Raw genomic sequence first — 23,577 nt, 5'->3', positions numbered from 1 at the left:
CTCTGGCCCGTCTTTACCCGCATGCGACCGAGATTCTGGTCGCACGTCACCTATTGGAAGCAATGTCGCGGGTAAGTTGGGCGAGATTTGGGCCGAAAAGAACCAATTGTAGGGAATGGGGCGACGATGCCGCCCGATTCAACCTTATTGTTCGAACGCGCTGGAAGTTGCCTCAATCTTGACCGAAGTCTTCGGTTCGGCGCTCTTGATGTACTCGCGGTAAATGACTTGGGCATATTTGCCGTCGAGAATGTTCTGATGCTTGTCCACGAAGCCAGAGACCTGAGTGACCGTACGGCGGTTACGCCGTTCACGGTCGCTGGTCGGGACCAAGGGTTGTGTTTCTCCATAAGAAACAACGGCTTCCAGACGGGAGCGACTGATTCCCCTGCTGGCGAAGAATGATACGACTGCCTGTGCCCGGCGCATGCCAAGGCTCTTGTTGTATCCGCTCGAGCCCACGGCGTCGGTGTGCCCGTAGACGCGGAATCGTACTTCTGGAAACTGGCGGATCCAGTCGGCTTGCAAGGTCAGGGTCTGTTGCGCCGCTGCATCCAACTGCGCGCTGTCAAAGGCAAAGTTTATCTGAGTGGGTACTTCACGCGCGAACCGGTCGGCCAGCGTCTGCGCATAACTGCGCTCGCCGTTCATCATCTGCACGTTATTCAGAGTGGCATTGCCAAAGGTACCGGAATCTACCTCGTAACCCGCTTCAAGGCCGCAGGCGGAAACAGCCCCTGCCAATCCCAGACATACAAACCATTTCCGCATCGGTTTCATCCTTTGATCACTCCAACACGTAGCCGTACGAGCCGCTGAAATCCTGCCTTGCGACCTCGGATGCGGCGCCACTGCGCACACGTTCCGTACGTGCAGTCTTGCCGCGCAGGAAGAGATCCGTTTCGCTCGGCGGTCTGACGCGATCCGTGGGCAGAGCCAGCGCTTCGCCCCGGGTGGGCGAAACCAGGTGGGCCGTGATGATAATCACCAGCTCGGTTTGCGACCGCTGATAATTTGCGCTCCGGAACAGCGCACCCAGAACCGGGACGTCGCCGATCCAGGGAAGCTGGGAGTTGTTGTCCAGAAACTCGTCCTCGATCAGACCCGCGATGGCAAAGCTTTCGCCATCCCGCAGTTCGACCGTGGTCGACGTTTCACGGCGCTGGAACGCAGCGACGTTAAAGCCGTTCACGGTGATTGAGTTGCTGGGGTCCAGAGACGACACTGCCGCCAGAAGTTCGAGATTGATCAGATCGCCATCCACCACGCGCGGAATGAAAGACATTTCCACACCGAAGGGCTTGTATTCAACCGAGAACAGTCCATCGCGCTGCGCAACCGGGATGGGGTATTCACCGCCTGCCAGGAACTTTGCCTGTTGTCCTGAAAGGGCTGACAGGTTGGGCTCGGCCAGGGTCCGCACCACACCTTTGCGCTCCAGTGCTTCGAGAAGCAGACGCACCTGGGTTGCACCGGCGCTGAAGCCAAAGAGAATAGCTCCGGTATTGTCGTTCGCGACAGGTATGCTGCCGCCAAGCGCATTGGTCAGGGCGGGTTGGTTGTTCAGCGTGTTCAGGCCGCCGATTGCATTGCCGCCACTAAAGCCAAGCGATGCGCTCAGCGATTTGGAGACGGCGCGCTGCATCTCTGCGAAACGCACCTTGAGCATGACTTGCTGAACGCCCGCCACGCTCATGAGGTTCGACACCCGCTCGGGCGCATAGCGTTCCGCAAGATCCAAGGCGCGTTGCAGGCGCGCGGAACTGGAAACCGTGCCCGACAACACGATGCCATCGTTAGCGGTCCGCACCTCGATCCGCTCGTTTGGCAGGATCTGCTTCAGGCGCTCCTTGAATTCGGTCACGTCGGCAGAGACCCGGACGTTGACGTTGGTGATCAGGCGGCCACCAGCATCGAACAGGGTGAGCGTCGTCAGGCCGGGAGATTTCCCCAGAACATAGATTGTGCGATCAGAAAGCGACGAAATGTCAGCGATGCCGGCATTTGCGATGGACAGTTCGGCGAAAGGTGTTTCGCTTTCGACAACGATGGCCCGGTTCATCGGGACATCCAGCGTTTCGGCCATCCCCTTCTTGACCACACGCAGATCCTGCGCCCAAGCTGGTCCAGAAATCGGACCCCACGCTAACGCAAGCCCGGTGAGGGCCACCTTGATCAAACCGTCAATATTCATGTGACCTGCCTTTCCGATCACGCCTCACGCGCGGGTCTTTTTGCCCGCTCTTTGGTTTAGTGTGCGCGACTTGCCGATTTTTTGCAAGAATCAATGCTTTTGGGTCCGGTCTTTATGTGTGGATTGAGCAACAAGACAAAAACGACCGCGCCTGGGCACGGTCGTTTGAGTGGTGTCGAACCGGGTGTCAATTCGTGCAGGGGATCGGGATGTCGACGACATCCGCACCCCGACGGGTTCGAATTGTACAAACTTTTTCTTCCACCACTTCCGGAGCCGATTGCAGCTCTCCAAGACCGAGAAGGCTGCGCTGGTTGACCTCGACGACCGAGACCACGGTGTCATCATCGATACCAACCAGGGCCAGCGACAGGCGGCCGGTCGTTTGCGCCTGGGCCAGTGCTGCGACCTGTTCGGGACGCGCGGCAACCGTCACTGTTCGCGCGATGGTCGCGCCGGTCACGTCGCCGCCCGCAGACTGATCGACGGCCACGATTTGAATGCTGCTTTGGATCAGGCGGGTGATTTCACCACGAATACCTTCGATAGCGCCATTCAATCCGCCGGTCCAATAGACATCGACGCGGTCACCCGGACGCAAGAACCCCGACACGCCGGAAGCGACGTCAACCTTGATCGCAAAGGCGCGCATGCCGCGTTCGAGCTGCGAGGTCAAACCCGCATCCTCGCCGGGCTTTGTCACCTTGACGGCCATGATTGCCTCATCCTTCTCGATGGCGCGCAAGACAAACCGGTTGTCTTCCTCCCGTTCCGAGAAAAGCTTGGCGGCATCCGTGAAAGTGCCTTCGGGGATGGAATTGACGGGCCATTTTACCATCCGAACGTCTTTTTCCGTGAGGCGTTCACCGTAGCGCAATGGGCGTGCCGCAACGATCACTTCCTGCGTCGGAACGATCTGGGCGCGCGCCTGGCGTTCGCGTGCGAGCTCGCTCTGGTATGCCGAAATGTAGTTTCGGGCCATCATCACCGCACCTCCGGCGAGTGCGACGCCCACGATCAGAACCAGTCCAAATACTGCTCGCATCCTATCACCTCTTTTCCGTACCCGCCCGAACGTCAGACCGATCGCCGACACCTGCGGGGAGCAACTTGATATTTCTGACCGGAAATTGTGTCAGAATATGGGTCCGAACTTGTTGGTTGTTTGCCGATTGAGGACAATTGCGGTCTCTTTTCAGCAAGGCTCAGACAGGGTCAGAGACCACTGTCTACGGTCATCCCCCCGACGGCATTGGAAACGGCTGACGAGACGTCCCCGGTCGGACCATTGATTGCCGAATAGGCTATCCCGGCCAGGGACACGACCGCGGCGGTCAGGACCACCCAGTCGACCGTGACGGCGCCGTCTTCTTCTCTTGCGAAGAGCTTGTAGCGTTTCAGCATGGCAGTACCTCCATCGCGTCGGTTCCAGAAAAAAGGGCCACGTCTTTTCAGTAAGACGCAGCCCCGTTTTGATTTAGCTTGTCAGCCGATTAGCCGCCGGTGCCGCTGGTGCCGCTGGTGCCGCCGATTGCGCCTGCATCCGGGTTCACAGTGCCCATCTCGGTATTGATTGCCTGCGACAGGGTGTTGGTGCCGGACGAGATGCCGTTGTAAGCGACGGCGGCCAGGGCCACGACAGCTGCGGTCAGCACGACCCAGTCAACGGTCACTGCGCCATCTTCGTCTTTGCGGAAGTTTTTGATGAACTTGATCATGGTTAGTCCCTCCTAAGGATCACAAGATTTTCTCAACCTCGCCGTCCGTCTGAACCTGCTCTCTCTCGTTGGCTCATGTCCGTCGCGGTATGGGTGTATATTTGCCGGTCAGCCGTGGCAGGATTTGGGCCAAAACCAGAAATTTTCTGCCTGAATTTAACTTTTCCCACACTTTTCTTGTAAGTAGTTGATTTATAAAGAAAAGAATGTTTCGGGAAGTTACGCCTAATGGTTGTGCCGATGCCAAAAGGCTTCAAATGAGGCAAAATCGCCGTATTTGGGCAGGTTTTTCTGGCTTTTGGCGCCGTTGTTGCGCACAAACCGGGAAAAAAACATATCTAGAGGCGAGCAGATGGACCTCAGATACATCGTGATGATTGCGGGAATCGCCCTGGTGGCGCCGCCTATGGTTGTTTTGGCAGACACCCCGGCACCTTTTCCCGAGGTAAAACCCAAACGGATCAAGGCTCCGGCGCCTGGAAGCCGCCCGCGCGTGGATGTTCAGATCACGGCCGAAGAACACGCATTGGCGCCGGTCGGCGGCCGCGCACGGCCCATCGAGGACTCTGAACCGGCTGAGACCGCAATTGCCGCCAGCCTGCCGGCACCCGACAAGCAAGGCCGATATGCTTGGTTCTGGGACAAGGTATCGCCGGCGCTGGATCAGTCGGCCCCGGGTCGAATCGACGAGATACTTGTGACTTTGTCAGGCGGTGGGGTGGATGCCCCGCGCATGCAGACCCTGCAGGAGATCGCCCGGGCGCAGGGGCGTTCGATTTTACGCTCGACCATCGGGACCGAAGTTTCCCCGGCCCTTGTCCTAGCGGTGATCGCGGTGGAATCGGCGGGCAGGTCCGATGCCGTCAGCCGGGCAGGTGCCCAAGGGCTTATGCAACTGATGCCTGCTACGGCCGCGCGCTTTGGCGTATCCGACAGCCTGTCTCCGGATGAGAACATCGCAGGTGGTGTCAAGTACCTGAACTGGCTGATGGGAGAATTCGGGCGCGATCCCGTGATGGTTCTGGCCGGTTACAACGCGGGCGAGGGGGCCGTACGCCAGCACAGCGGTGTTCCGCCCTTTGCCGAGACCCGGGACTATGTGCCAAAGGTTCTGGCCGCCTACCAGGTGGCCCGCAGCCTGTGCGCGACCCCACCGCAACTGATCACAGACGGCTGCGTGTTCACGGCCATGCAATAGAAAAGGCCCGCCGGTTCGGGCGGGCCTGTCACAATACCTGCGTCGATCAGTTGACCAGCGTTGCCTCGGTCGCGGCGCGGAATTCCTCTTCGCTGACGCCGTCGGCCAGTTCAACGATTTTCAGACCGCCTTCGACCACGTCCAGCACACCAAGGTTGGTGATGATGCGATCGACCACGCCCTTGCCGGTCAGCGGCAGGGTGCATTCCTTCAGCACCTTCGACTCGCCGTGCTTGTTGGCATGGTCCATCACCACGACCACGCGGCCAACACCGGCCACGAGGTCCATCGCACCGCCCATGCCCTTGACCAGCTTCCCGGGGATCATCCAGTTCGCCAGGTCGCCGTTCTCGGCCACTTCCATCGCGCCCAGGATCGCCATGGCGATCTTGCCGCCGCGGATCATCGCGAAAGAGGTTGCGCTGTCGAAATAGGCGGTTTGCGGCAGTTCGGTGATGGTCTGCTTGCCCGCATTGATCAGGTCGGGATCTTCGTCACCCTCGAACGGGAAGGGACCCATGCCCAGCATGCCGTTTTCCGATTGCAGGGTCACATTCACGCCTTCGGGGATGTAGTTCGAGACCAGCGTCGGAATGCCGATGCCGAGGTTCACATACCAACCGTCCTGAAGCTCTTGTGCCGCACGGGCGGCCATCTGGTTGCGGTCCCAAGCCATTATGCGGTCTCCTTCTTGCGCACGGTGCGCTGCTCGATGCGTTTTTCATGCTCGCCCTGGATCAGGCGGTGCACATAGATGCCGGGCAGATGGATGCAATCAGGGTCGAGCGAGCCGGTCGGCACGATCTCTTCCACTTCGGCTACGCAGATCTTGCCGCAGGTCGCGGCGGGCAGGTTGAAGTTGCGCGCGGTCTTGCGGAATACCAGGTTGCCGGTCTCGTCCGCTTTCCAAGCCTTGACGATCGACAGGTCGGCAAAGATGCCTTCCTCGAGGATATAGGTCTGACCGTTGAAATCCTTGTGCTCCTTGCCATCCGCGATGACGGTGCCGACACCGGTCTTGGTATAAAAGCCCGGGATGCCCGCGCCGCCGGCGCGCATACGCTCGGCCAGGGTGCCCTGCGGGTTGAATTCCAGTTCCAGCTCGCCAGAGAGGTACTGGCGCATGAACTCGGCATTCTCACCCACGTAAGAGCTGATCATCTTCTTGACCTGCTTGGTCTGCAACAGGATGCCGATGCCGAAATCGTCGACGCCGGCATTATTCGAGGCAAAGGTCAGATCCTTGACGCCGGATTCCTTGATCGCCTGAAGCAGCAATTCGGGAATGCCGCACAGGCCGAACCCTCCGGCCGCGATCAACATGCCATCCCGGAGCACCCCGTCGAGTGCTTCGGTGGCGTTGGCATAGACTTTCTTCATGGAAACTCCCCCAAAGACTTGGTGATTGCGCCGGTTTTGCCGCCGCGTCAGCGCGGAGTCAATGAGCCGTGCAACAGGGGGTATTTCTACCTAATGAAATGGCCCGGCGTCAAAGCCGGGCCAGTGCAGCTTAGGATTTAGCGGCTTTCTTGGGCGCGGCTTTTCTCGCAGTCTTTTTACCGCTTCCAGATTTCGTGGCTTTTGCCGCGATCAGTTGTACCGCCATCTCCATCGTCACATCCGCCGGCTCCACGTCCTTGGGCAGGGTCGCGTTGACCTTGTCCCACTTGACATAGGGCCCATAACGTCCGCTGAGGACGTTGACTGCCCCGCCCAGTTCCGGATGTTCGCCAAGTTCCTTTAGCGGGGTTGCCGCAGCACCCCGCCCGGCGCGGCCAGCGGCCTTTTGTGCCAGTACCTCGACCGCCCGGTTCATGCCGATGGTAAAGACCTCGTCGACTTCCTTGAGGTTGGCATAGAGCGATCCGTGTTTGACATAGGGGCCGAACCGACCGATCCCGGCCTCGATCATTTCACCATCTTCGGGATGGGCGCCGACCTCGCGAGGGAGGTTCAACAGCATCAGCGCCTTGTCGAGATCAAGATCATCGGCCGACCAGCCTCGGGGCAGGCTGGCGCGGGGGGGCTTCTTGTTTTCTTCGCTGACCTCACCGCGCTGAACATATGGGCCGAAGCGTCCGGACTTCAGCCAGATCTCGTCTCCGGCATCCTCACCCAGTACCCTGTCGCCACCCTCGTCTGCATCCCCGCTGAGCGGGCGGGTATAGCGGCATTCGGGATAGTTGCCACAACCGACAAAACCGCCGGTGCGCGAGGTTTTCAGATGCAACTGGCCGGTGCCGCATTTGGGGCAGATCCGCGGATCGGACCCATCCGCGCGCGGCGGATAGAGCTGCGGCGCCAGCGCCTCGTCCAGCTTGTCGAGCACTTCAGAGATACGCAGTTCCGAAGTCTCGCTGATCGCCGCCGAGAAATCACGCCAGAACCGGCCGAGCAAGTCTTTGTAATCGCGCGATCCGGCGCTGACGTCATCAAGCTGCTCTTCCAGATTGGCGGTGAACTCGTAACCCACATACTGGCGGAAGAAGTTCAGCAGGAAGATGGTGACGATCCGGCCTTTTTCCTCGGGGATCAGCCGGTTCTTGTCCTTGCGGACATATTCGCGGTCCTGAATCGTGGTGATGACCGAGGCATAAGTCGAGGGCCGGCCGATTCCCAGCTCTTCCATCCGCTTGACCAGAGTCGCCTCGGTATAGCGCGGCGGCGGCTGGGTGTGGTGTTGCAGCGCCAGTACCGCCTCGTTTTCGGACAGGATCGCCTCTTTGGCAACCTTGGAACCCTCGGTCAGTGGGGCGTCGCCGGTCGCCTTGGCGAACTGATCGGCCAGCGAGGCCTTGGCAAAGACCGCCTTTTCCCCCGTCGAGATCTGAGGCAGGCGCTTGTCCTCGTCATTCTCGACATCGTCGCGCCCCTCTTCGTAGACGCGCAGGAACCCGTCGAACAGCACCACCTGGCCAGTGGCGCGCAGGCCGACCTGACCATCGGCGCTGCCGATCTCGACCGTGGTCCGCTCCAGCCGGGCGGCGGCCATCTGACAGGCGATGGTGCGTTTCCAGATCAGATCATAAAGGCGGCGTTGATCCTCGTCTTTCAGCTTCAGCGCGGCGGTATCCTTGCGCATGTCGGTGGGGCGGATACATTCATGCGCCTCTTGCGCGTTCTTGGCCTTGTTCTTGTACATGCGCGGGCTGTCGGGCACGTATTCGGCCCCGAACCGCTCAGCAATGGCGTCGCGCGTTGCCATGACCGCCTCGGGTGCCATGTCGATGCCGTCGGTCCGCATATAGGTGATGTGCCCGGCCTCGTAGAGGCGCTGCGCCGCGCTCATGCAGTGGCGCGCGCCCATGCCGAACTTGCGGCTGGCCTCTTGTTGCAGGGTCGAGGTCATGAAGGGCGCCGAGGGGTTGCGCGCCGCCGGTTTCGCTTCGACCGACTGGATGCTCAGCGCGCGGCTGGTGATCGCCTGCACCGCCAGTTCGGCCTGGGTGGCGTTGGAAATGTCCATCTTGTCGAGCTTGTTGCCCGCCAGCGTGACCAGCCGCGCCTCGTAGACCTGGCCGCGCGGCGTTTCCAGCAACGCCTTGACCGACCAGTATTCCACCGGTTTGAAGGCTTCGATCTCCATCTCGCGCTCGACGATCAGGCGCAGGCAGACCGATTGCACCCGGCCCGCACTGCGCGCGCCGGGCAGCTTGCGCCACAGCACGGGCGACAGGTTGAAGCCCACCAGATAATCCAGCGCGCGGCGGGCCAGATAGGCCTCGACCAGCGGCATGTCGACCTGGCGCGGGTTCTGCATGGCCTTGGTTACCGCGTCCTTGGTGATGGCGTTGAAGGTGACGCGGCTGACGGCAGTGCCCTTCTTGATCGAGCGGCGCTTGGTCAGCGCCTCCTGCAAGTGCCAACTGATCGCCTCGCCCTCGCGATCGGGGTCGGTGGCGAGGATCAGTTCGTTGTCCTCGGCAAGGGCGTCGGCGATTGCCTTGACATGCTTGCGGCTGTCGGCGGCGACCTCCCAGGTCATGTCGAAATCATGCTCGGGATCGACCGATCCGTCCTTGGCCGGCAGGTCGCGCACATGCCCATAAGATGCCAGAACCGTGTAGTCCGAGCCGAGATATTTATTGATCGTTTTCGCCTTGGCAGGGGATTCTACAACAACAACAGGCATTTAGCTTACAACCTCATTCATCGGACACGGCGCGTTCTATGGCGGGGCAACATGTGGGGCGCAAGCCCCGATTGTCAATCGGTGCTGTTTGGACACAGGTATTCTGAGATTTGTTACCCGCCGACCCGGCCGGAAATGGCCGTGCGCGCGCGCTTGCAGAGTGTCAGTTGACGCGCGACAGCAGCCCGCCTGCCTGCCGGTTGATCCTACCATCCAGTTCCAGGTCGACCAATACCGGGGCAACCTCGCCCGGGCTGGCGGCGAGGTCGCGGATCAGCTGATCCTCGGCCACCGGCGACGGGCCGAGCCGGTCGAGGATCTGGCTGTGCAGTTGCGTGGTTTCGCGCAGGCTGCGTTTCGGCGGCGGTGGCGACTGTTGCATCAGATCACACAGGTCGGGCAGCGGCTCTGGTGACGCAATGGCTGGCAAGGCGGCGATTACATCCTCGGCATTGCGTACGAGATGGGCGCCATCGCGGATCAGCATGTTGCAACCAGCGGCGCGGGCATCGAATGGGTGGCCGGGCACTGCCAACACCTCGCGCCCCTGATCCAACGCATCGCGCGCTGTGATCAGGCTGCCGGATTTGGCGGCGGCCTCGACCACCACCACTGCCTGGGCGAGGCCCGAGATGATGCGGTTGCGGCGCGGGAAATGGCGCGCCTGTGGCGCCAGGCGCATCGGTTGTTCCGACAGGCGCAACCCCTGCCGCGCGATGTCACCGGCCAGATGCGTATTCTCGGCGGGATAGATCGTGTCAACACCTCCAGCCATCACCGCGATGGTCCCGCTGGGCAGCGCGGCGAGATGCGCGGCGGTGTCGATACCGCGTGCCAGCCCCGAGACCACGACATAGCCCGCCGCGCCCAGATCCTGCGCCAGCGCCCGCGCCATGCGGGTGCCGAGCGACGAGGCGTTGCGTGCGCCGACCAGCGCGATCATCGGGCGGCGCAACAAGGTCGCATCGCCGATCAACCACAGAACCGGAGGCGCATCGGTCAAATTGGCCAGGTGAGGCGGATACTCGGCATCACCCAGGCACAAAAGCCGCGCATGCGCGGCCTTTGCGGCCTTGAGCTCTGCTTCGACAACACCGGGTGGGCATATTTCATAGCCCTCGACCCCGGCGGCACGTGCCACTTCGGGCAGCGCGGCCAGCGCGTTCTGCGCCGTGCCATTCTCGTGCATCAGTCGGCGAAACGTTGTCGGGCCAACTCTGCGCGAGCGCAAAAGGCGGAGCCACGAAAACCGGTCCTCTTCCGTGGTGGGTGGGAGTGGGGGGTGATAGGAAGAAAACTGTTCCTCGGTCATCCGTTGCTCCGCCTGTTTGCAAGAACCGGTTTACAGCCCGGCCCGTTAACAGGCGGTGAATCAAACTAAATTCGTCGCAGTTTTTTGTGATCGCGAGGGGGATGACATGTAAATATTTGAAATATATAAATAAAAACAGAATGGCCCCATGTCTGTTTCTGCGCCGGACTGTCTGCGGTGAACGATTCGGCGGCAAATCCGTTTACTTTGCCGCCTTTCTTTCTTGCTGTTCCTGATCAGGTGGTCGAGCCGCCAACCGTCAGTCCGTCCATCAGCACTGTGGGTTGTCCTACTCCCACCGGCACCCATTGGCCTTCCTTGCCGCAGGTCCCCATGCCGGGGTCGAGCGCCATGTCATTGCCCAACCCACGTATGCGCATCAGTGCCGAGGGCCCGTCACCGATCAGCGTGGCTCCCTTGACCGGGGCGCCGATACGGCCGTTGCGCACCCGGTATGCCTCGGTGCAGGAAAAAACGAATTTGCCGTTGGTGATGTCGACCTGGCCGCCGCCGAAACCCACCGCCCAGATGCCATCTTTGATCTCGGCCACCAGATCGGCGGGATTGTCATTGCCGCCCAGCATTACGGTATTGGTCATGCGTGGCATCGGCTTGTGGGCATAGCTCTGGCGTCGCCCGTTGCCTGTGGGTTCCACCCCCATCAGGCGGGCATTCTGCCGGTCCTGCATATAGCCGGTCAGAATGCCGTCTTCGATCAGCACGGTGCGGCCCGAGGGCGTACCCTCGTCATCAATGGTAATCGAGCCGCGCCGGTCGTGCAGGGTGCCGTCGTCGACCACAGTAACTCCACGCGCGGCAACCTGCTGGCCCATCAGGCCCGCAAAGGCAGAGCTTCCCTTGCGGTTGAAATCGCCCTCCAGCCCATGGCCAATTGCCTCATGAAGTAGAATGCCGGGCCAGCCCGGCCCAAGGGCAACTTCCATAACGCCCGCAGGCGCGGGTTCGGCATCCAGGTTGATCAGCGCTATTCTCAGCGCTTCCCGCGCCTGGGCCTGCCAATAGGACGGGTCGATCAGGCCATCGAGCCCAACCCGGCCGCCACCTCCGGCGCTGCCGCTTTCCCGGCGACCGTCACGTTCAACGATTACGGATACGTTCACGCGCGTCATCGGACGCACATCCCGGACGTGCACGCCGTCAGGGCGCAGGATTTCTATTTCCTGAAGGCTGGCCGCAATCGACGCCGACACCTGCACAACCCTTGAATCGAGGTCCCGGGTGAACGCGTCGATCTCTCTCAAGGTCTCGATCTTCACCGCAAAGGTCGCCGATTCAATCGGATCGTCTTCCGAATAGAGGCGTTTGTTGGTCGGTTTTGGCGCCACGGCCAGGGTGCCGCCGCCCTCTTGCACCGCCAGTCGCGCGGTTTCCGAGGCGCGGCGCAGGGCGGGAATCGAGACTTCGGTCGAATGTGCGTAGCCTGCCACCTCTCCGCGAACGGCGCGCAGGCCGAATCCTTCGGATGCGTCATAGGATGCGGAACGCAGACGCCCGTCGTCAAAGCTCAGCGCCTCCGATTTGCGCCGCTCGACATAGATTTCGCCATCGTCCGCCCCGTCGGTCGCGTGACGCAGGATGGTTTGTGCCTGGTCCAGCGGAAGCGTGGTTTCAAAGGGGCGAAAACGGTCTTGCGCCATGGATTGCGACCTCGTCATTTGATCCAGATCAAAAATAGCGTCTGTTTGACGCAAGCATTTTGCTTTATCTGCCTCCCGGAATATGATTTTTAACGCGACCAAAGACAACGGGCGGAGTGGATCTTGATTCATTATTCGCCTGTAAGGGACGCAAAGATCAAACGATCAGGACAGAACATGAAGAACGCTTTGACGCTTTCGGCGCTTCTCGCCACCTTTACCGGCCTTCCGGCAGTGGCGCAGGAACTTGAATCCATCGGGAAACCGGTAGATGCAGCCATGGGTTTCCAGCCGGCCGCCACTGAATTGGCTCGCGAATTGCAGTCACTCGATTACATGGTGCTGGTCATCATCACGGCCATCTGTATCCTGGTCGCTGGCCTGTTGATCTGGTGCATCGTGCGCTTCAACAGCCGCGCAAATCCGACCCCTGCCAAGTTTTCGCACTACACCCCGGTCGAGATCCTGTGGACCGTGGGGCCGATCCTGGTCCTGGTTTTCATCGGTGCCTTCTCGCTTCCGGTTCTGTTCAAGAACCAGGAAATTCCCGAGGCTGACATTCACATCAAGGTGACCGGCTACCAGTGGTACTGGGGTTATGAATACACCGACGAAGGCTTTGGCTTTGAAAGCTTCAAGTTGGAAAAGGAAGCCCTGGCCGAGCACGGCTATTCCGAAGACGAGTATCTGCTTGCCACCGACACCGCCGTTGTCGTGCCTGTGGGCAAGGTCGTGGTCATGAGCGTGACCGGCGCCGATGTCATCCATGCCTGGACGATCCCGGCCTTCGGCGTGAAGCAGGACGCTGTCCCCGGCCGCCTGGCCCAGCTGTGGTTCGCAGCCGAGAAAGAAGGCGTCTATTTCGGCCAGTGCTCCGAGCTGTGCGGCAAGGATCACGCCTACATGCCGATCACGGTCAAGGTTGTGAGCGAAGCCGAATATGCCAAGTGGCTGGAAGGCGCCAAGGAAGAGTATGCGGGCATTCCGCAGTCCATCCAGGTTGCTTCCAACTGATCCGCACCCGGCGATTTCTTCGCCGAAACGTGACTGATACAAGCTGCGCGGCCACCGCGCAGCTTTCGCCCAAAGAGACGAGCGCATGAGCGACGCAAGCTTCAACGCCAGCCCTTCCCGGATCGCAAGCCGCCAAGACGAGGCAGGCTTTGGCGACTACTTTGCGCTGCTCAAGCCGCGTGTGATGTCGCTTGTGGTGTTCACTGCGCTTGTCGGGCTTCTGGCGGCACCGGTTCCTGTTCACCCGTTCATCGCGTTTTGCGCAATCCTGTTCATCGCAATCGGCGGCGGCGCCTCAGGCGCACTGAACATGTGGTGGGATGCGGACATCGACCGCGTCATGAAACGCACCAAGAAACGTCCGATTCCGGCAGGCAAAGTCGAAGCAGGCGAAGCGCTGGCACTGGGCCTGGCGCTGTCCGGCATGTCGGTGATGATGCTGGCGCTGGCCACCAATGTCTTTGCCGGCGCGTTTCTGGCCTTCACCATCTTTTTCTATGCGGTCGTCTACACCATGTGGCTGAAGCGGACGACGCCGCAGAACATCGTCATCGGTGGCGCTGCCGGGGCGTTTCCGCCGGTGATCGGCTGGATTGCGGCGACCGGCGACATGTCCGTTGAACCCTGGCTGATGTTCGCGCTGACCTTCATGTGGACCCCACCGCATTTCTGGGCGCTGGCGCTGTTCATGCGTTCGGATTACGACGACGCGGGCGTGCCGATGCTGACCGTGACCCATGGCCGTCGCGCAACCCGGGTGCATATTCTGGTCTACACGATCCTGCTCGCGCTGCTCGCTTTGGGAACCGCGTTCTCGGATATCGGCGGCCCGGTCTACCTGACTGTTGCCTTGGTGTTGAATGCGCTCTTCCTGATGGGGGCTGTCCGGATCTGGCGTCGTGACGAAAACGACTCCGAGGCCGACAATTTCCGGGTCGAGCGCAGTTTCTTCAAACTGTCGCTTCTCTATCTGTTCCTTCATTTTGGCGCGATTTTGGTCGAGGCCCTGCTCAAGCCTTATGGGCTGGGAGGTTGGCAATGAGCCTGCGTCCGACCCATGAACTGCATCAGCGGCGTTTCGGCCGGAACCTGGGCGTGGCGTTGACCCTGGCGGGGTTCATCGTGATCGTCTTCGGTCTGACCGTTGTCAAAGTGACCCGCGGGGATTTCGAACCGCCGCGCGGCAATGTGGAGGTACAGAACTGATGGCGTTGAAGGGACCTCAGAAGACGGTTGTTCAACTGGTCTCGGTCGTTCTCGTAATGGGGGCACTGTCCTGGGCATCGGTTCCGTTTTATGACTGGTTCTGCCGGGTCACCGGATTTGGTGGAACGACAGGCGTGGCCGAAGCGGGCTCGGACAGTATCCTTGATCAGACGATCAAGGTGCGCTTTGATGCGTCCAAGGAGCGCGGCATGCCGTGGGAGTTCCGCCCGGTTCAGCAGGAAATGGAACTGCGCATCGGCGAAACCGGCCTGGCTTTCTACGAGGCGTATAACCCCACGGACCGACCAGTGGCGGGGCAGGCGTCCTATAACGTCGCGCCTTATTCGGCAGGGGGCTATTTCGACAAGATCGCCTGTTTCTGCTTCGAAGAGCAGGTGCTGCAACCGGGCGAACGGGTGCAGATGCCCGTTAGCTTCTTTGTCGATCCCGAGATCGTAAACGATCGGGACGCGAAATATGTGCATACGATCACGCTGTCGTATACATTCTACGAAATCGATCTGCCCGAGGGCTATGCCGCCCTCGACAAGCAGACGGAAACCAATACGAACTAACGCCGCAAGGTGAGGGACACTGATGGCACACGCTAAGAACCACGATTATCACATTCTGGCCCCGTCGATCTGGCCGCTGATCGGCGCAATTGGCGGTTTCGTCATGCTGTTCGGGGCCGTGCTCTGGATGCATGGCATCACGGCCTGGCTGTTCTGGGCCGGCCTTGTTGCTGTGCTATACGTCATGTTCGCGTGGTGGTCCGAGGTTGTCGTTGAAAGCCGCCAGGGCGATCATACTCCGGTTGTGCGCATCGGTCTGCGTTACGGCGTGATCCTGTTCATCATGTCCGAGGTGATGTTCTTCTTCGCCTGGTTCTGGTCGTTCTTCAAGCATCGCATGTATCCGATGCAGGACTATATCGGCACGGAATACGTGGCACCGAACATCCACGCGGTCGATCCGTTCCACCTGCCGCTGATCAACACGCTGGTGCTGTTGCTCTCGGGCTGCGCGGTGACCTGGGCGCACCACGCGTTGGTGCATAACAACGACCGCAAGGCGCTGATCCAGGGCCTGTCGATCGGCATTGTCCTTGGCGTCGCGTTCACCTTCCTGCAAGGTTATGAATATGCCGAGCTGCTGCTGCACGAAGACTGGACCTTTGGCGGCGACCAGTTCTACTCGAACTTCTTTATGGCAACCGGGTTCCACGGTGCGCATGTGATCATCGGGACCATCTTCCTGACCATCTGTCTGCTGCGCGCGCTCAAGGGCGACTTCACACCGGAAAAACACATAGGCTTTGAAGCAGCCGCCTGGTACTGGCACTTTGTTGACGTGGTCTGGCTGTTCCTGTTCTTCGCCGTCTACATCTGGGGCCAGTGGCCGCTGCTCTAAGCGCAAAGCTCGACGCAATATCCCGGAAAGCCGCCCGCTAGGCGGCTTTTCTTTTTCGCCCAATGTGAACTTTTGCACCCGATACAATTGCCCGGTTGCATTGTCGGGCTGTCCCAACATAACAAGGCACCGGCCCACGCCGGGCCGAACACCTTCTTGTCGGAGCCATAATGGGCCGGGTTTTGTTTTTGTTGATCTTCGGGGGCGCGGGCCTTGCCATCCTCCTGTCCTTGGGGACATGGCAGGTGCGCAGGCTGGCCTGGAAAGAGGCACTGCTGACCGAGATCGACAGCCGCATCGCAGGGGCGACCATGCCGCTTCCGGCACTTCCCGAACCGGACCAGGACAAGTACTTGCCTGTCGCGGTTACCGGCGTATTTGACCCTCAAGAGCTGCATGTGCTGGTGTCGATAAAGATGGTGGGGCCGGGGTACAGGATCATAGCACCATTCGTCACCGACGAGGGACGTCGAATTCTCGTCGATCGAGGGTTCATCCCGACCGAGGACAAGCAGACCGCGCGCGTCGCCGGGCCCATGGAGGTTACCGGCAATCTTCACTGGCCGGATGAGATCGACAGCTACACGCCGGTGCCGGATCTCAAGTCGAACATCTGGTTTGCACGCGATGTTGATGCGATGGCGGCAGAACTGGGAACCGAACCGGTCCTTGTGATCGCCCGGGAACGGACCGATCCGGGGGTCGCGCCGCTGCCAGTCGATTCCGCCGGTATCCCGAACGACCACCTGCAATACGCAATCACATGGTTTGCGCTGGCCCTTGTCTGGACCGCCATGACCATCCTGTTTCTGTGGCGCAGCCGCGCCCGAACGAAAGGCCGATATCCATGAAGTATATCTCAACCCGGGGCCAGGCACCCGAACTGACCTTCGAAGAGGCAATGCTGACCGGGCTGGCGCGCGACGGCGGTCTGTATCTGCCGGCCGAGATACCCACACTGACCAAAGACGAAATCGCGGGCCTTGCCGGTTTGCCTTACGAAGAGATCGCTTTTCGCGTGATGTGGCCCTTTGTCAGCGGTTCGTTCTCCGAAGATGAGTTCAAGGGCGCGATCGCACGCGCCTATTCCGGGTTTGGCCATGCTGCCCGCGCACCGCTGAAGCAACTGAACGAGAACCATTTTCTGCTCGAGCTTTTCCACGGCCCGACTCTGGCCTTCAAGGATTTTGCCATGCAGTTGATCGGCCAGCTGTTCCAGCTGGCTTTGAAACGGCGCGGCGAGACGGTGACCATCGTCGGTGCCACTTCGGGCGACACCGGATCAGCCGCTATCGAGGCGTTCCGGGGGCTCGACGCGGTCAATGTCTTCATCTTGTACCCGCATGGCCGGGTCAGCGAGGTGCAGCGCCGGCAGATGACCACGCCCGCCGACAGCAATGTACACGCGCTGGCGGTGGATGGCGATTTCGATGACTGCCAGGCTCGGGTCAAGGACATGTTCAACGACTTCGCCTTCCGCGACGGGGTGCGGCTGGCGGGCGTAAACTCGATCAATTTCGCGCGCGTGCTGGCACAGGTGGTCTATTACTTCTCGGCCGCCACCAGCCTGGGCGCACCGCATCGCAAGGTCAGTTTCACAGTGCCGACTGGCAATTTCGGCGACATCTTCGCGGGCTTTATCGCCAAGCGCATGGGCCTGCCGATCGATCGTCTGGTGGTGGCGACCAACCAGAACGACATCCTGCACCGCTGCCTGTCCGGGAAGGGCTATTTCAAGGGCGAAACGATCCCCTCGATCAGCCCGTCGATGGACATCCAGGTTAGCTCCAATTTTGAACGTGCGCTCTACTACGCCTACGGGCAGGATGGGGCAGCGGTGTCGCAGGTGATGGAGGAGTTGAAATCTGGCGGTTTCAAAGTCAGTCAGGGCGCGATGGAGATTCTGCTTGAGACATACAGTTCGGGCCGCGCCTCGGAAGAAGAAACGCTGGCCACGATCCGGACCACGCTTGCAACCAGCGGCGAACTGCTCTGTCCGCATTCGGCCGTTGGTGTGAAAGTCGCCGAAGAGACTCGTGCGGGTGATCGTGCGCCGATGATCACGCTTGCCACCGCGCATCCGGCAAAATTCCCGGCTGCTGTGGAACAGGCCAGCGGAGTGTTTCCGCCTCTTCCCCCGCGCATGTCCGACCTGTATGAACGTCCGGAACGGCTGACCCGCATCGCCAACGATCTGGCGGCCATCCAGGATCATATCAGAGGGCAAATCGCCGAGTGACTGTAAGACAAGACCAACTGGCCAACGGTTTCCGGATCGTCAGCGAGCATATGCCGGGCCTGCAATCGGCGGCCATCGGCATCTGGGTGACCGCAGGTGGCCGTCATGAGCGGATCGAGCAGAACGGGATTGCGCATTTCCTTGAACACATGGCGTTCAAGGGCACCAATCGGCGGAGCGCGCTCGAGATTGCCGAAGCGATTGAGGATGTGGGCGGCTATATCAACGCCTATACCTCGCGCGAGGTGACGGCCTATTATGCGCGGGTTCTGAAAGACGATGTTGCGCTGGGTCTGGACGTGATCGGCGATATCGTTCTGAACCCGATTTTCGATCCGCGCGAGATCGAGGTTGAACGCGGTGTGATCCTGCAAGAGATCGGACAGGCGCACGATACGCCCGATGATGTCATCTTTGACTGGCTCCAGGAAGAAAGCTATCGCGACCAACCGTTGGGCCGGACCATCCTCGGACCGGTGGAACGTGTGCGCGCATTCTCTCGCGAAGATCTGTCTGCCTTTGTGTCCGAGCATTACGGTCCCGAGCAGATGATCCTGTCTGCCGCCGGCGCGGTAGATCATGACAAACTGGTGCGGCTGGCGACCGAGATGTTCGGTCATCTCAAGCCGCGCAAGGGTCTCATTCCCGCTCCTGCCCGGTTTACCGGCGGTGAGGCGCGACACGACAAGGCGCTGGAACAGGCGCATTTCGCTCTGGCCTTCGAAGGGCCGGGGTATCGTGACGATTCCATCTATACCGCCCAGATCTATTCGTCTGCCCTGGGTGGTGGCATGTCTTCGCGGCTGTTCCAAGAAGTGCGCGAGGTACGCGGTCTCTGCTACACGATCTTTGCCCAGACCGGCGCCTATGCCGATACCGGTACCACGACGATTTACGCTGGCACCAGCGCCGAACAGCTCGGTGAACTGGCGACGATCACCATCGACGAGATGAAGCGTGCCGCCGAGGACATGTCAGAGGCCGAAGTGGCGCGCGCCCGCGCGCAGATGAAGGCCGGGATGCTGATGGGGCTTGAAAGCCCGTCGAACAGGGCCGAGCGGCTGGCCCGGCTGGTTCAGATTTGGGGAACCGTTCCCTCACTGGAGGAAACCGTCGCCCGGATCGATGCGGTGACCACAGCGGATGTTCGCGCCTTTGCAGAGACTATGGCCGTATCCGCCCCGGCGGCGCTGGCGCTCTACGGTCCGGTTGCGGGCGCACCCGGTCTGGAAGAATTGCAGGAGAGGCGCGCGGCGTGATGCTGTTGGGCAGGCGCAAGCTGAAACTCGAGACCGAGCGGCTGAGCCTGCGCCCGCCCGTCCATTCCGATTTTCGCGATTGGGCGGCCCTGCGGCGGGCGTCCATGGGCTATCTGACCCCGTGGGAGCCTGCATGGGCCACAGACCATCTCAGCCGCAAGAGTTTCACCAACAGGGTCTATTGGGCACAACGATCCGTCGCCGGTGAGACAGCGGTTCCCCTGTTCCTGTTCCGGCGCGCGGATGATGTCCTGGTTGGCGCGATTACGCTCGACAATATCCGTCGGGGCCCGGCTCAGGCGGGGACGCTGGGTTACTGGACCGGGCAGGCCTACGCCCGTCAGGGATACATGCGCGAGGCTATCGGGGCGGTGGTGCACCACGCGTTTACCCGGCTCGACCTCAGCAGGATCGAGGCGGCCTGTCTGCCCGAGAACCTGCCGTCGCGCGGGCTTTTGGAAAGCTCGGGGTTCAAATACGAAGGTGTCGCGCAATCCTACCTTCAGATCAACGGGCGCTGGCGAACGCATGTCCTTTATGCCGCCTTGCGTTCGGACCGGCGCGGGCGCACCGACGCGGGCTGAGGGCGCGCGCTGTCCAGCAACGCAACGTCACATTCATAGAATTTGACGCGACCCACTCCCAGTGCCGAAGCTGCGCCTGAGCAAGCATGGGGAAGGCGAGGCATGGGTAAGTTTCCGGATATCGAGCGGCTGGGGTTCGATCTCAGCGAAGAGCAGCGCGCGATACGCGAAACTATGGCCCGGTTCGCTGTTGAACGACTGGCGCCCGGTGCGGCGGAGCGGGATCGCAGCGCAGAATTCCCGGCGGCGCTGGTGTCGGAATTGGCCGCACTGGGTGGGATGGCAATGAAGACCTCCACCATGGACGAAGGGCCCGGGGCCGACAATCTCGCCTATGCGCTTGCGGTCGAGGCGGTTGCCCGGGCTGACGCCTCGGTCGCGGTGATCATGGTGGCGTCGAACCTTTCGGCAGCCATCCTTGCCGCGAACGCGACCGAGGATCAGCGCAACCGGTTCCTGCGACCCGTGGCGCGTGGCGAACGGGGGGCACTGTCCTTTGGCCTGACAGAACCGGGGGCCGGGTCGGACGCCGCGGCAATCCGCACCACGGCGCGCTCTCAAGGCGATACATGGATAATCGACGGCACCAAACAGTGGATCACCGGGGCTGCCGGGGCCGAGGTCTTTGTGATCTTCGCCAAGACGCCCGAGGCGGGCGAGGGTGCGGTCACCTGTTTTATCGTCGAGGCGGATGCGCCCGGATTTTCCTTGGGAAGAGTCGAGGATAAGATGGGCCTGCGGTCCTCGGGCACCGCCCAGTTGCATTTCAATGGCGTTCGGGTACCTGCGGCGAATGTGGTCGGCCAGGTGGGGCAGGGGTACCGCGTGGCTTTGGGGGCACTGGCGCCCAGCCGGGTTGCTATCGCCGCCCAATCCTTGGGAATCGCCGAACGGGCTTTTGAGTTGGGGTTGTCCTACGCTCAGGAACGGCAGGTTTTCGGTCAACCGGTGGCGGCCTTTCAGAACAGCCGTTTTGTGCTGGCCGATATGCGCTGTGCGCTGGATCAGGCCTGGTTATTGATGCTCCGAGCCGCGCGCCTGCTGGACAACGGAATCCCGATCCGCGGCGAAGCGTCAATGGCGAAACTGGTAGCCTCGGAAACCTGCGGCCGGGTCGTCGACCAAATGCTGCAACTGCATGGCGGCAACGGCTACTCCCGCGAGTACGAGATCGAGCGGCTCTATCGCGATGCCCGCGTCATGCGCATCTACGAAGGCACCAGCGAGATACAGCGCGAAGTTATCGCGCGCGACTTGCTGGGAAATTGAGCGAGGTTCGACGACGGTCCAAGCCGTGCTATCTTTCGGGCAGGAGGGATACCGATGTTGCGATCGATTGTTTTTGTCTTTCTTGCCCTGATCACAACCCCGGTCAGCGCCCAAGAGCGCCGTCCAAGCCATTGCATCGCGATTGCCGATGCCGCGCCGGGGATGGAGTATGTTCAATTGGCCAACTGGCAATCGCCGGTGCCGCAATACGCGGTGCGGATCAGCTATATCGCTCATGCCTCTTTCCTGCTTCAGACCGAGGGAGGACTGACGGCAGTGACTGATTTCACCGGGTTTCTCGGCACCGCGCCGTTGATCCCCGACATCGTGACCATGAACCATGCGCACGAGACGCACTGGACGGCCTTTCCCGACCCGGCGATTCCCCATGTCCTCGAAGGGTGGGGACCGTTTGGAGAAGGGATCGACCATTATCTTGACCTGGGCGAGATGCTGGTGCGCAATGTCTCGACCGATATCAGGTCGGATTTCAGCGGGATCGAGCCGAACGGAAATTCGATCTTTGTTTTCGAGGTGGCGGGGCTGTGCATCGGGCACCTTGGACATTTGCACCATGTACCCGACTATGCACAGTTTGCGGCGCTCGGGCGGCTTGATGTGGTCATGGCGGCTGTCGATGGGGGTACGACCATGTCACTGCCGGAAATGATGCAGGTGCTCAGACGCCTGAAATCCTCGGTCGTGATCCCGATGCATTGGTTTTCGGGGTATTCACTGAACGCCTTTCTGGCCGGAATTGGCAACGAGTTCGACATTCGCCGCGATGGGGTTTCCTCGATCGAGGTCAGCCTGCGAAACCTGCCGGATCGTCCAACGGTGGTCGTGCTGGAGCCGCGTTACCTGCGCCCCGATGAATAGGGCTTGCCGGGGAAATGGCGCTGAGGCATCACTGGGGTCATGACGCTGAATGCTGCCGACGCCCCGTTTGCCGCTCATCTAAGCGGTCTGCTGCCCGAGGGCGTCCTGCGCCCGGTCGAGCCACGCTATCTGACCGAACCGCGTGGCCGCTGGCAGGGGCAGGCGGGTGTACTGGCGCTGCCGCGCACGGTGGATGACGTCGCAACCCTTGTCCGGGCGGCGAACCAGTGGCGGGTTCCGGTATTGCCCTATGGCGGCGGAACCGGGTTGGTCGGGGGGCAAGTGATGCCGGACGGCCCTGCGCCGCTTGTCGTTTCGCTCGAAAGGATGAACAGCATCCGTGCGGTCCATCCCGAAGAAAACGTGCTGGTGGCCGAGGCCGGATGCATCCTGGCCGACATCCAGGCTGCGGCGGCGAAAGTGGACCGCCTGTTTCCCCTGTCGCTGGCCGCCGAAGGATCGTGCCGCATCGGTGGAAATCTGTCGACCAATGCGGGTGGAGTGAACGTCTTGCGCTACGGTAACACCCGTGACCTTTGCCTGGGGCTGGAGGCTGTGCTGCCTTCGGGTCAGGTGTGGCACGGCTTGTCCCGGCTCAGAAAGGACAACACCGGCTATGATCTTCGCAACCTGCTGATCGGCGCCGAGGGGACGCTGGGCATCATTACGGCGGCCGCGCTCAAACTGTCGCCGGTGCCGGGGTCAATCGGTACGGCCATGCTCTCTGTGTCGTCGCCTAAGGCTGCGCTGGAGCTTCTGTCTTTGGCGCGCGCGCAGGTCGGCGAGGCGGTCAGCGCTTTTGAACTCATCCATCGGCAGGGTCTTGAGTTCCTGACCGAAGTTCTGCCGACGGTGCGTCAGCCTTTTGAAGCTCCGCCGGAGTGGTGCGTTCTGATCGAACTGGGTCTGTCGGGCGGTGGAGACGCAAGCGAGGCTCTGGAGCATTTGTTCGAGACCGCGCTTTCCGCTGGTCTCGCCGACGACGGAGTAATCGCTCAAAGCGAGGCGCAGCGCCACGCGCTGTGGACTGTTCGCGAACACCTGCCCGAGGCCAATCGGCTGATCGGGTCGGTATCGAGCCACGATGTGTCTTTGCCGCTTTCGAGCATCCCGGATTTCATTGACCGGGCTGCTGCCGCTGTCGCAGAAATCGGACCTTTCCGGATCAACAATTTCGGCCATCTTGGCGACGGTAACCTGCATTACAACGTCTTCCCGCCCAAAGGGCACAGCCGAACCGAGTTCGCGGCAGTGGCCGGGCAGGTCCAGCGCGCCGTTCACGACCTCGTTCACGCGTTGGACGGATCGGTCAGCGCCGAACACGGGATCGGCAGGTTGAAAGCTGGTGACCTGCTCCGCTACGGCGACCCGGTGAAACTGGCGGCGATGCGGGCGATCAAGACAGCGCTCGATCCCGAAGGGATCATGAACCCCGGTGCTATCCTCCGCGACTGAAACAGGGCGCCGCACCTGTGTCGGCATTGTGTTTTCGACCACTTGCG

Annotated in this window: 23 protein-coding genes; 13 read left to right on the top strand and 10 right to left on the bottom strand. The window is 61.1% G+C overall.

Translation table 11 applies throughout. From position 1 onward, the window contains the following. Window positions 1–144: 144 nt before the first annotated feature. The 5 genes from G0P99_RS08030 to G0P99_RS08010 form a co-directional block, all read right to left on the bottom strand. Window positions 145–771: an OmpA family protein gene (locus tag G0P99_RS08030; protein ID WP_164128859.1), complete on the bottom strand. Its 627-nt coding sequence runs from the start codon at window positions 769–771 to the stop codon at window positions 145–147. 16 nt (window positions 772–787) lie between these two features. Further along, entirely contained in the window at window positions 788–2,194 is a 1,407-nt protein-coding gene (locus G0P99_RS08025; protein ID WP_164129269.1) for a type II and III secretion system protein family protein, read from the bottom strand. A gap of 187 nt (window positions 2,195–2,381) precedes the next feature. Next, window positions 2,382–3,239: a Flp pilus assembly protein CpaB gene (gene cpaB / locus G0P99_RS08020; protein ID WP_164129267.1), complete on the bottom strand. Its 858-nt coding sequence runs from the start codon at window positions 3,237–3,239 to the stop codon at window positions 2,382–2,384. 170 nt (window positions 3,240–3,409) lie between these two features. After that, a complete protein-coding gene (locus G0P99_RS08015) occupies window positions 3,410–3,598 on the bottom strand; it encodes a DUF1345 domain-containing protein (protein WP_164128858.1) in 189 nt (62 codons plus the stop codon). Window positions 3,599–3,687: 89 nt separating this feature from the next. Beyond that, window positions 3,688–3,912, bottom strand: a complete 225-nt coding sequence (locus G0P99_RS08010) for a hypothetical protein (protein WP_164128857.1) — start codon at window positions 3,910–3,912, stop codon at window positions 3,688–3,690. A 352-nt stretch (window positions 3,913–4,264) separates the two neighbouring features. Here G0P99_RS08010 and G0P99_RS08005 point away from each other — a divergent pair, with 352 nt between their 5' ends. Beyond that, complete coding sequence (locus G0P99_RS08005; protein WP_164128856.1) at window positions 4,265–5,110, top strand: lytic transglycosylase domain-containing protein; 846 nt, start codon at window positions 4,265–4,267, stop codon at window positions 5,108–5,110. 46 nt (window positions 5,111–5,156) lie between these two features. Here the strand turns inward: G0P99_RS08005 and G0P99_RS08000 are convergent, their stop codons facing one another. The 5 genes from G0P99_RS08000 to tldD form a co-directional block, all read right to left on the bottom strand. Further along, window positions 5,157–5,786: a CoA transferase subunit B gene (locus G0P99_RS08000; RefSeq protein ID WP_164128855.1), complete on the bottom strand. Its 630-nt coding sequence runs from the start codon at window positions 5,784–5,786 to the stop codon at window positions 5,157–5,159. Continuing rightward, a complete protein-coding gene (locus G0P99_RS07995) occupies window positions 5,786–6,490 on the bottom strand; it encodes a CoA transferase subunit A (RefSeq protein ID WP_164128854.1) in 705 nt (234 codons plus the stop codon). Before G0P99_RS07995 ends, G0P99_RS08000 begins: the two co-directional genes overlap by 1 nt. A 130-nt stretch (window positions 6,491–6,620) precedes the next feature. Beyond that, entirely contained in the window at window positions 6,621–9,242 is a 2,622-nt protein-coding gene (topA, locus tag G0P99_RS07990) for a type I DNA topoisomerase (protein ID WP_164128853.1), read from the bottom strand. A gap of 163 nt (window positions 9,243–9,405) precedes the next feature. Then, entirely contained in the window at window positions 9,406–10,554 is a 1,149-nt protein-coding gene (gene dprA, locus G0P99_RS07985) for a DNA-processing protein DprA (RefSeq protein ID WP_164128852.1), read from the bottom strand. 236 nt (window positions 10,555–10,790) lie between these two features. Continuing rightward, window positions 10,791–12,212 (bottom strand): metalloprotease TldD, encoded by a 1,422-nt coding sequence (gene tldD / locus G0P99_RS07980; RefSeq protein WP_164128851.1) that lies wholly within the window; start codon window positions 12,210–12,212, stop codon window positions 10,791–10,793. A 177-nt stretch (window positions 12,213–12,389) separates the two neighbouring features. On the opposite strand from tldD, the gene coxB reads away from it, so the two are divergent. The 12 genes from coxB (at window position 12,390) to G0P99_RS07925 (ending at window position 23,530) form a co-directional block, all read left to right on the top strand. Then, the gene (gene coxB, locus G0P99_RS07975) at window positions 12,390–13,226 is read left to right on the top strand and encodes a cytochrome c oxidase subunit II (protein WP_164128850.1); all 837 of its coding nucleotides are present in this window, start codon (window positions 12,390–12,392) and stop codon (window positions 13,224–13,226) included. Between the two features lie 85 nt (window positions 13,227–13,311). Then, window positions 13,312–14,268 carry a heme o synthase gene (cyoE, locus tag G0P99_RS07970; protein WP_164128849.1) on the top strand — a complete coding sequence of 319 codons (957 nt, stop codon included), beginning with the start codon at window positions 13,312–13,314 and terminating at the stop codon, window positions 14,266–14,268. Beyond that, entirely contained in the window at window positions 14,265–14,432 is a 168-nt protein-coding gene (locus G0P99_RS24480) for a hypothetical protein (protein ID WP_203583016.1), read from the top strand. Before cyoE ends, G0P99_RS24480 begins: the two co-directional genes overlap by 4 nt. Next, complete coding sequence (locus G0P99_RS07965) at window positions 14,432–15,007, top strand: cytochrome c oxidase assembly protein (protein ID WP_164128848.1); 576 nt, start codon at window positions 14,432–14,434, stop codon at window positions 15,005–15,007. The genes G0P99_RS24480 and G0P99_RS07965 overlap by 1 nt, the downstream gene beginning before the upstream one ends. Before the next feature lie 22 nt (window positions 15,008–15,029). Further along, on the top strand, window positions 15,030–15,845 hold the full coding sequence (locus tag G0P99_RS07960; RefSeq protein WP_164128847.1) for a cytochrome c oxidase subunit 3: 816 nt from the start codon (window positions 15,030–15,032) through the stop codon (window positions 15,843–15,845). 170 nt (window positions 15,846–16,015) lie between these two features. Beyond that, window positions 16,016–16,696, top strand: a complete 681-nt coding sequence (locus G0P99_RS07955) for an SURF1 family protein (protein ID WP_164128846.1) — start codon at window positions 16,016–16,018, stop codon at window positions 16,694–16,696. Beyond that, window positions 16,693–18,084: a threonine synthase gene (thrC, locus tag G0P99_RS07950; protein ID WP_164128845.1), complete on the top strand. Its 1,392-nt coding sequence runs from the start codon at window positions 16,693–16,695 to the stop codon at window positions 18,082–18,084. The genes G0P99_RS07955 and thrC overlap by 4 nt, the downstream gene beginning before the upstream one ends. Continuing rightward, complete coding sequence (locus G0P99_RS07945) at window positions 18,081–19,343, top strand: pitrilysin family protein (RefSeq protein WP_164128844.1); 1,263 nt, start codon at window positions 18,081–18,083, stop codon at window positions 19,341–19,343. Before thrC ends, G0P99_RS07945 begins: the two co-directional genes overlap by 4 nt. Beyond that, window positions 19,343–19,927, top strand: a complete 585-nt coding sequence (locus G0P99_RS07940) for a GNAT family N-acetyltransferase (RefSeq protein WP_164128843.1) — start codon at window positions 19,343–19,345, stop codon at window positions 19,925–19,927. Before G0P99_RS07945 ends, G0P99_RS07940 begins: the two co-directional genes overlap by 1 nt. 102 nt (window positions 19,928–20,029) lie before the next feature. Beyond that, window positions 20,030–21,196 carry an acyl-CoA dehydrogenase family protein gene (locus G0P99_RS07935; RefSeq protein ID WP_203583015.1) on the top strand — a complete coding sequence of 389 codons (1,167 nt, stop codon included), beginning with the start codon at window positions 20,030–20,032 and terminating at the stop codon, window positions 21,194–21,196. A gap of 54 nt (window positions 21,197–21,250) precedes the next feature. Next, on the top strand, window positions 21,251–22,075 hold the full coding sequence (locus tag G0P99_RS07930; protein WP_164128842.1) for an MBL fold metallo-hydrolase: 825 nt from the start codon (window positions 21,251–21,253) through the stop codon (window positions 22,073–22,075). 39 nt (window positions 22,076–22,114) lie between these two features. After that, complete coding sequence (locus G0P99_RS07925; RefSeq protein ID WP_164128841.1) at window positions 22,115–23,530, top strand: FAD-binding oxidoreductase; 1,416 nt, start codon at window positions 22,115–22,117, stop codon at window positions 23,528–23,530. The last annotated feature ends 47 nt before the right edge of the window (window positions 23,531–23,577 follow it).

It is taken from the genome of Ruegeria sp. PrR005 (assembly GCF_010500245.1).
GTDB classification, from domain to species: domain Bacteria; phylum Pseudomonadota; class Alphaproteobacteria; order Rhodobacterales; family Rhodobacteraceae; genus Ruegeria_B; species Ruegeria_B marisflavi.
The sequence above is the reverse complement of the archived record's forward strand: the minus strand, read 5'-3'. Positions and strand labels throughout refer to the sequence as shown.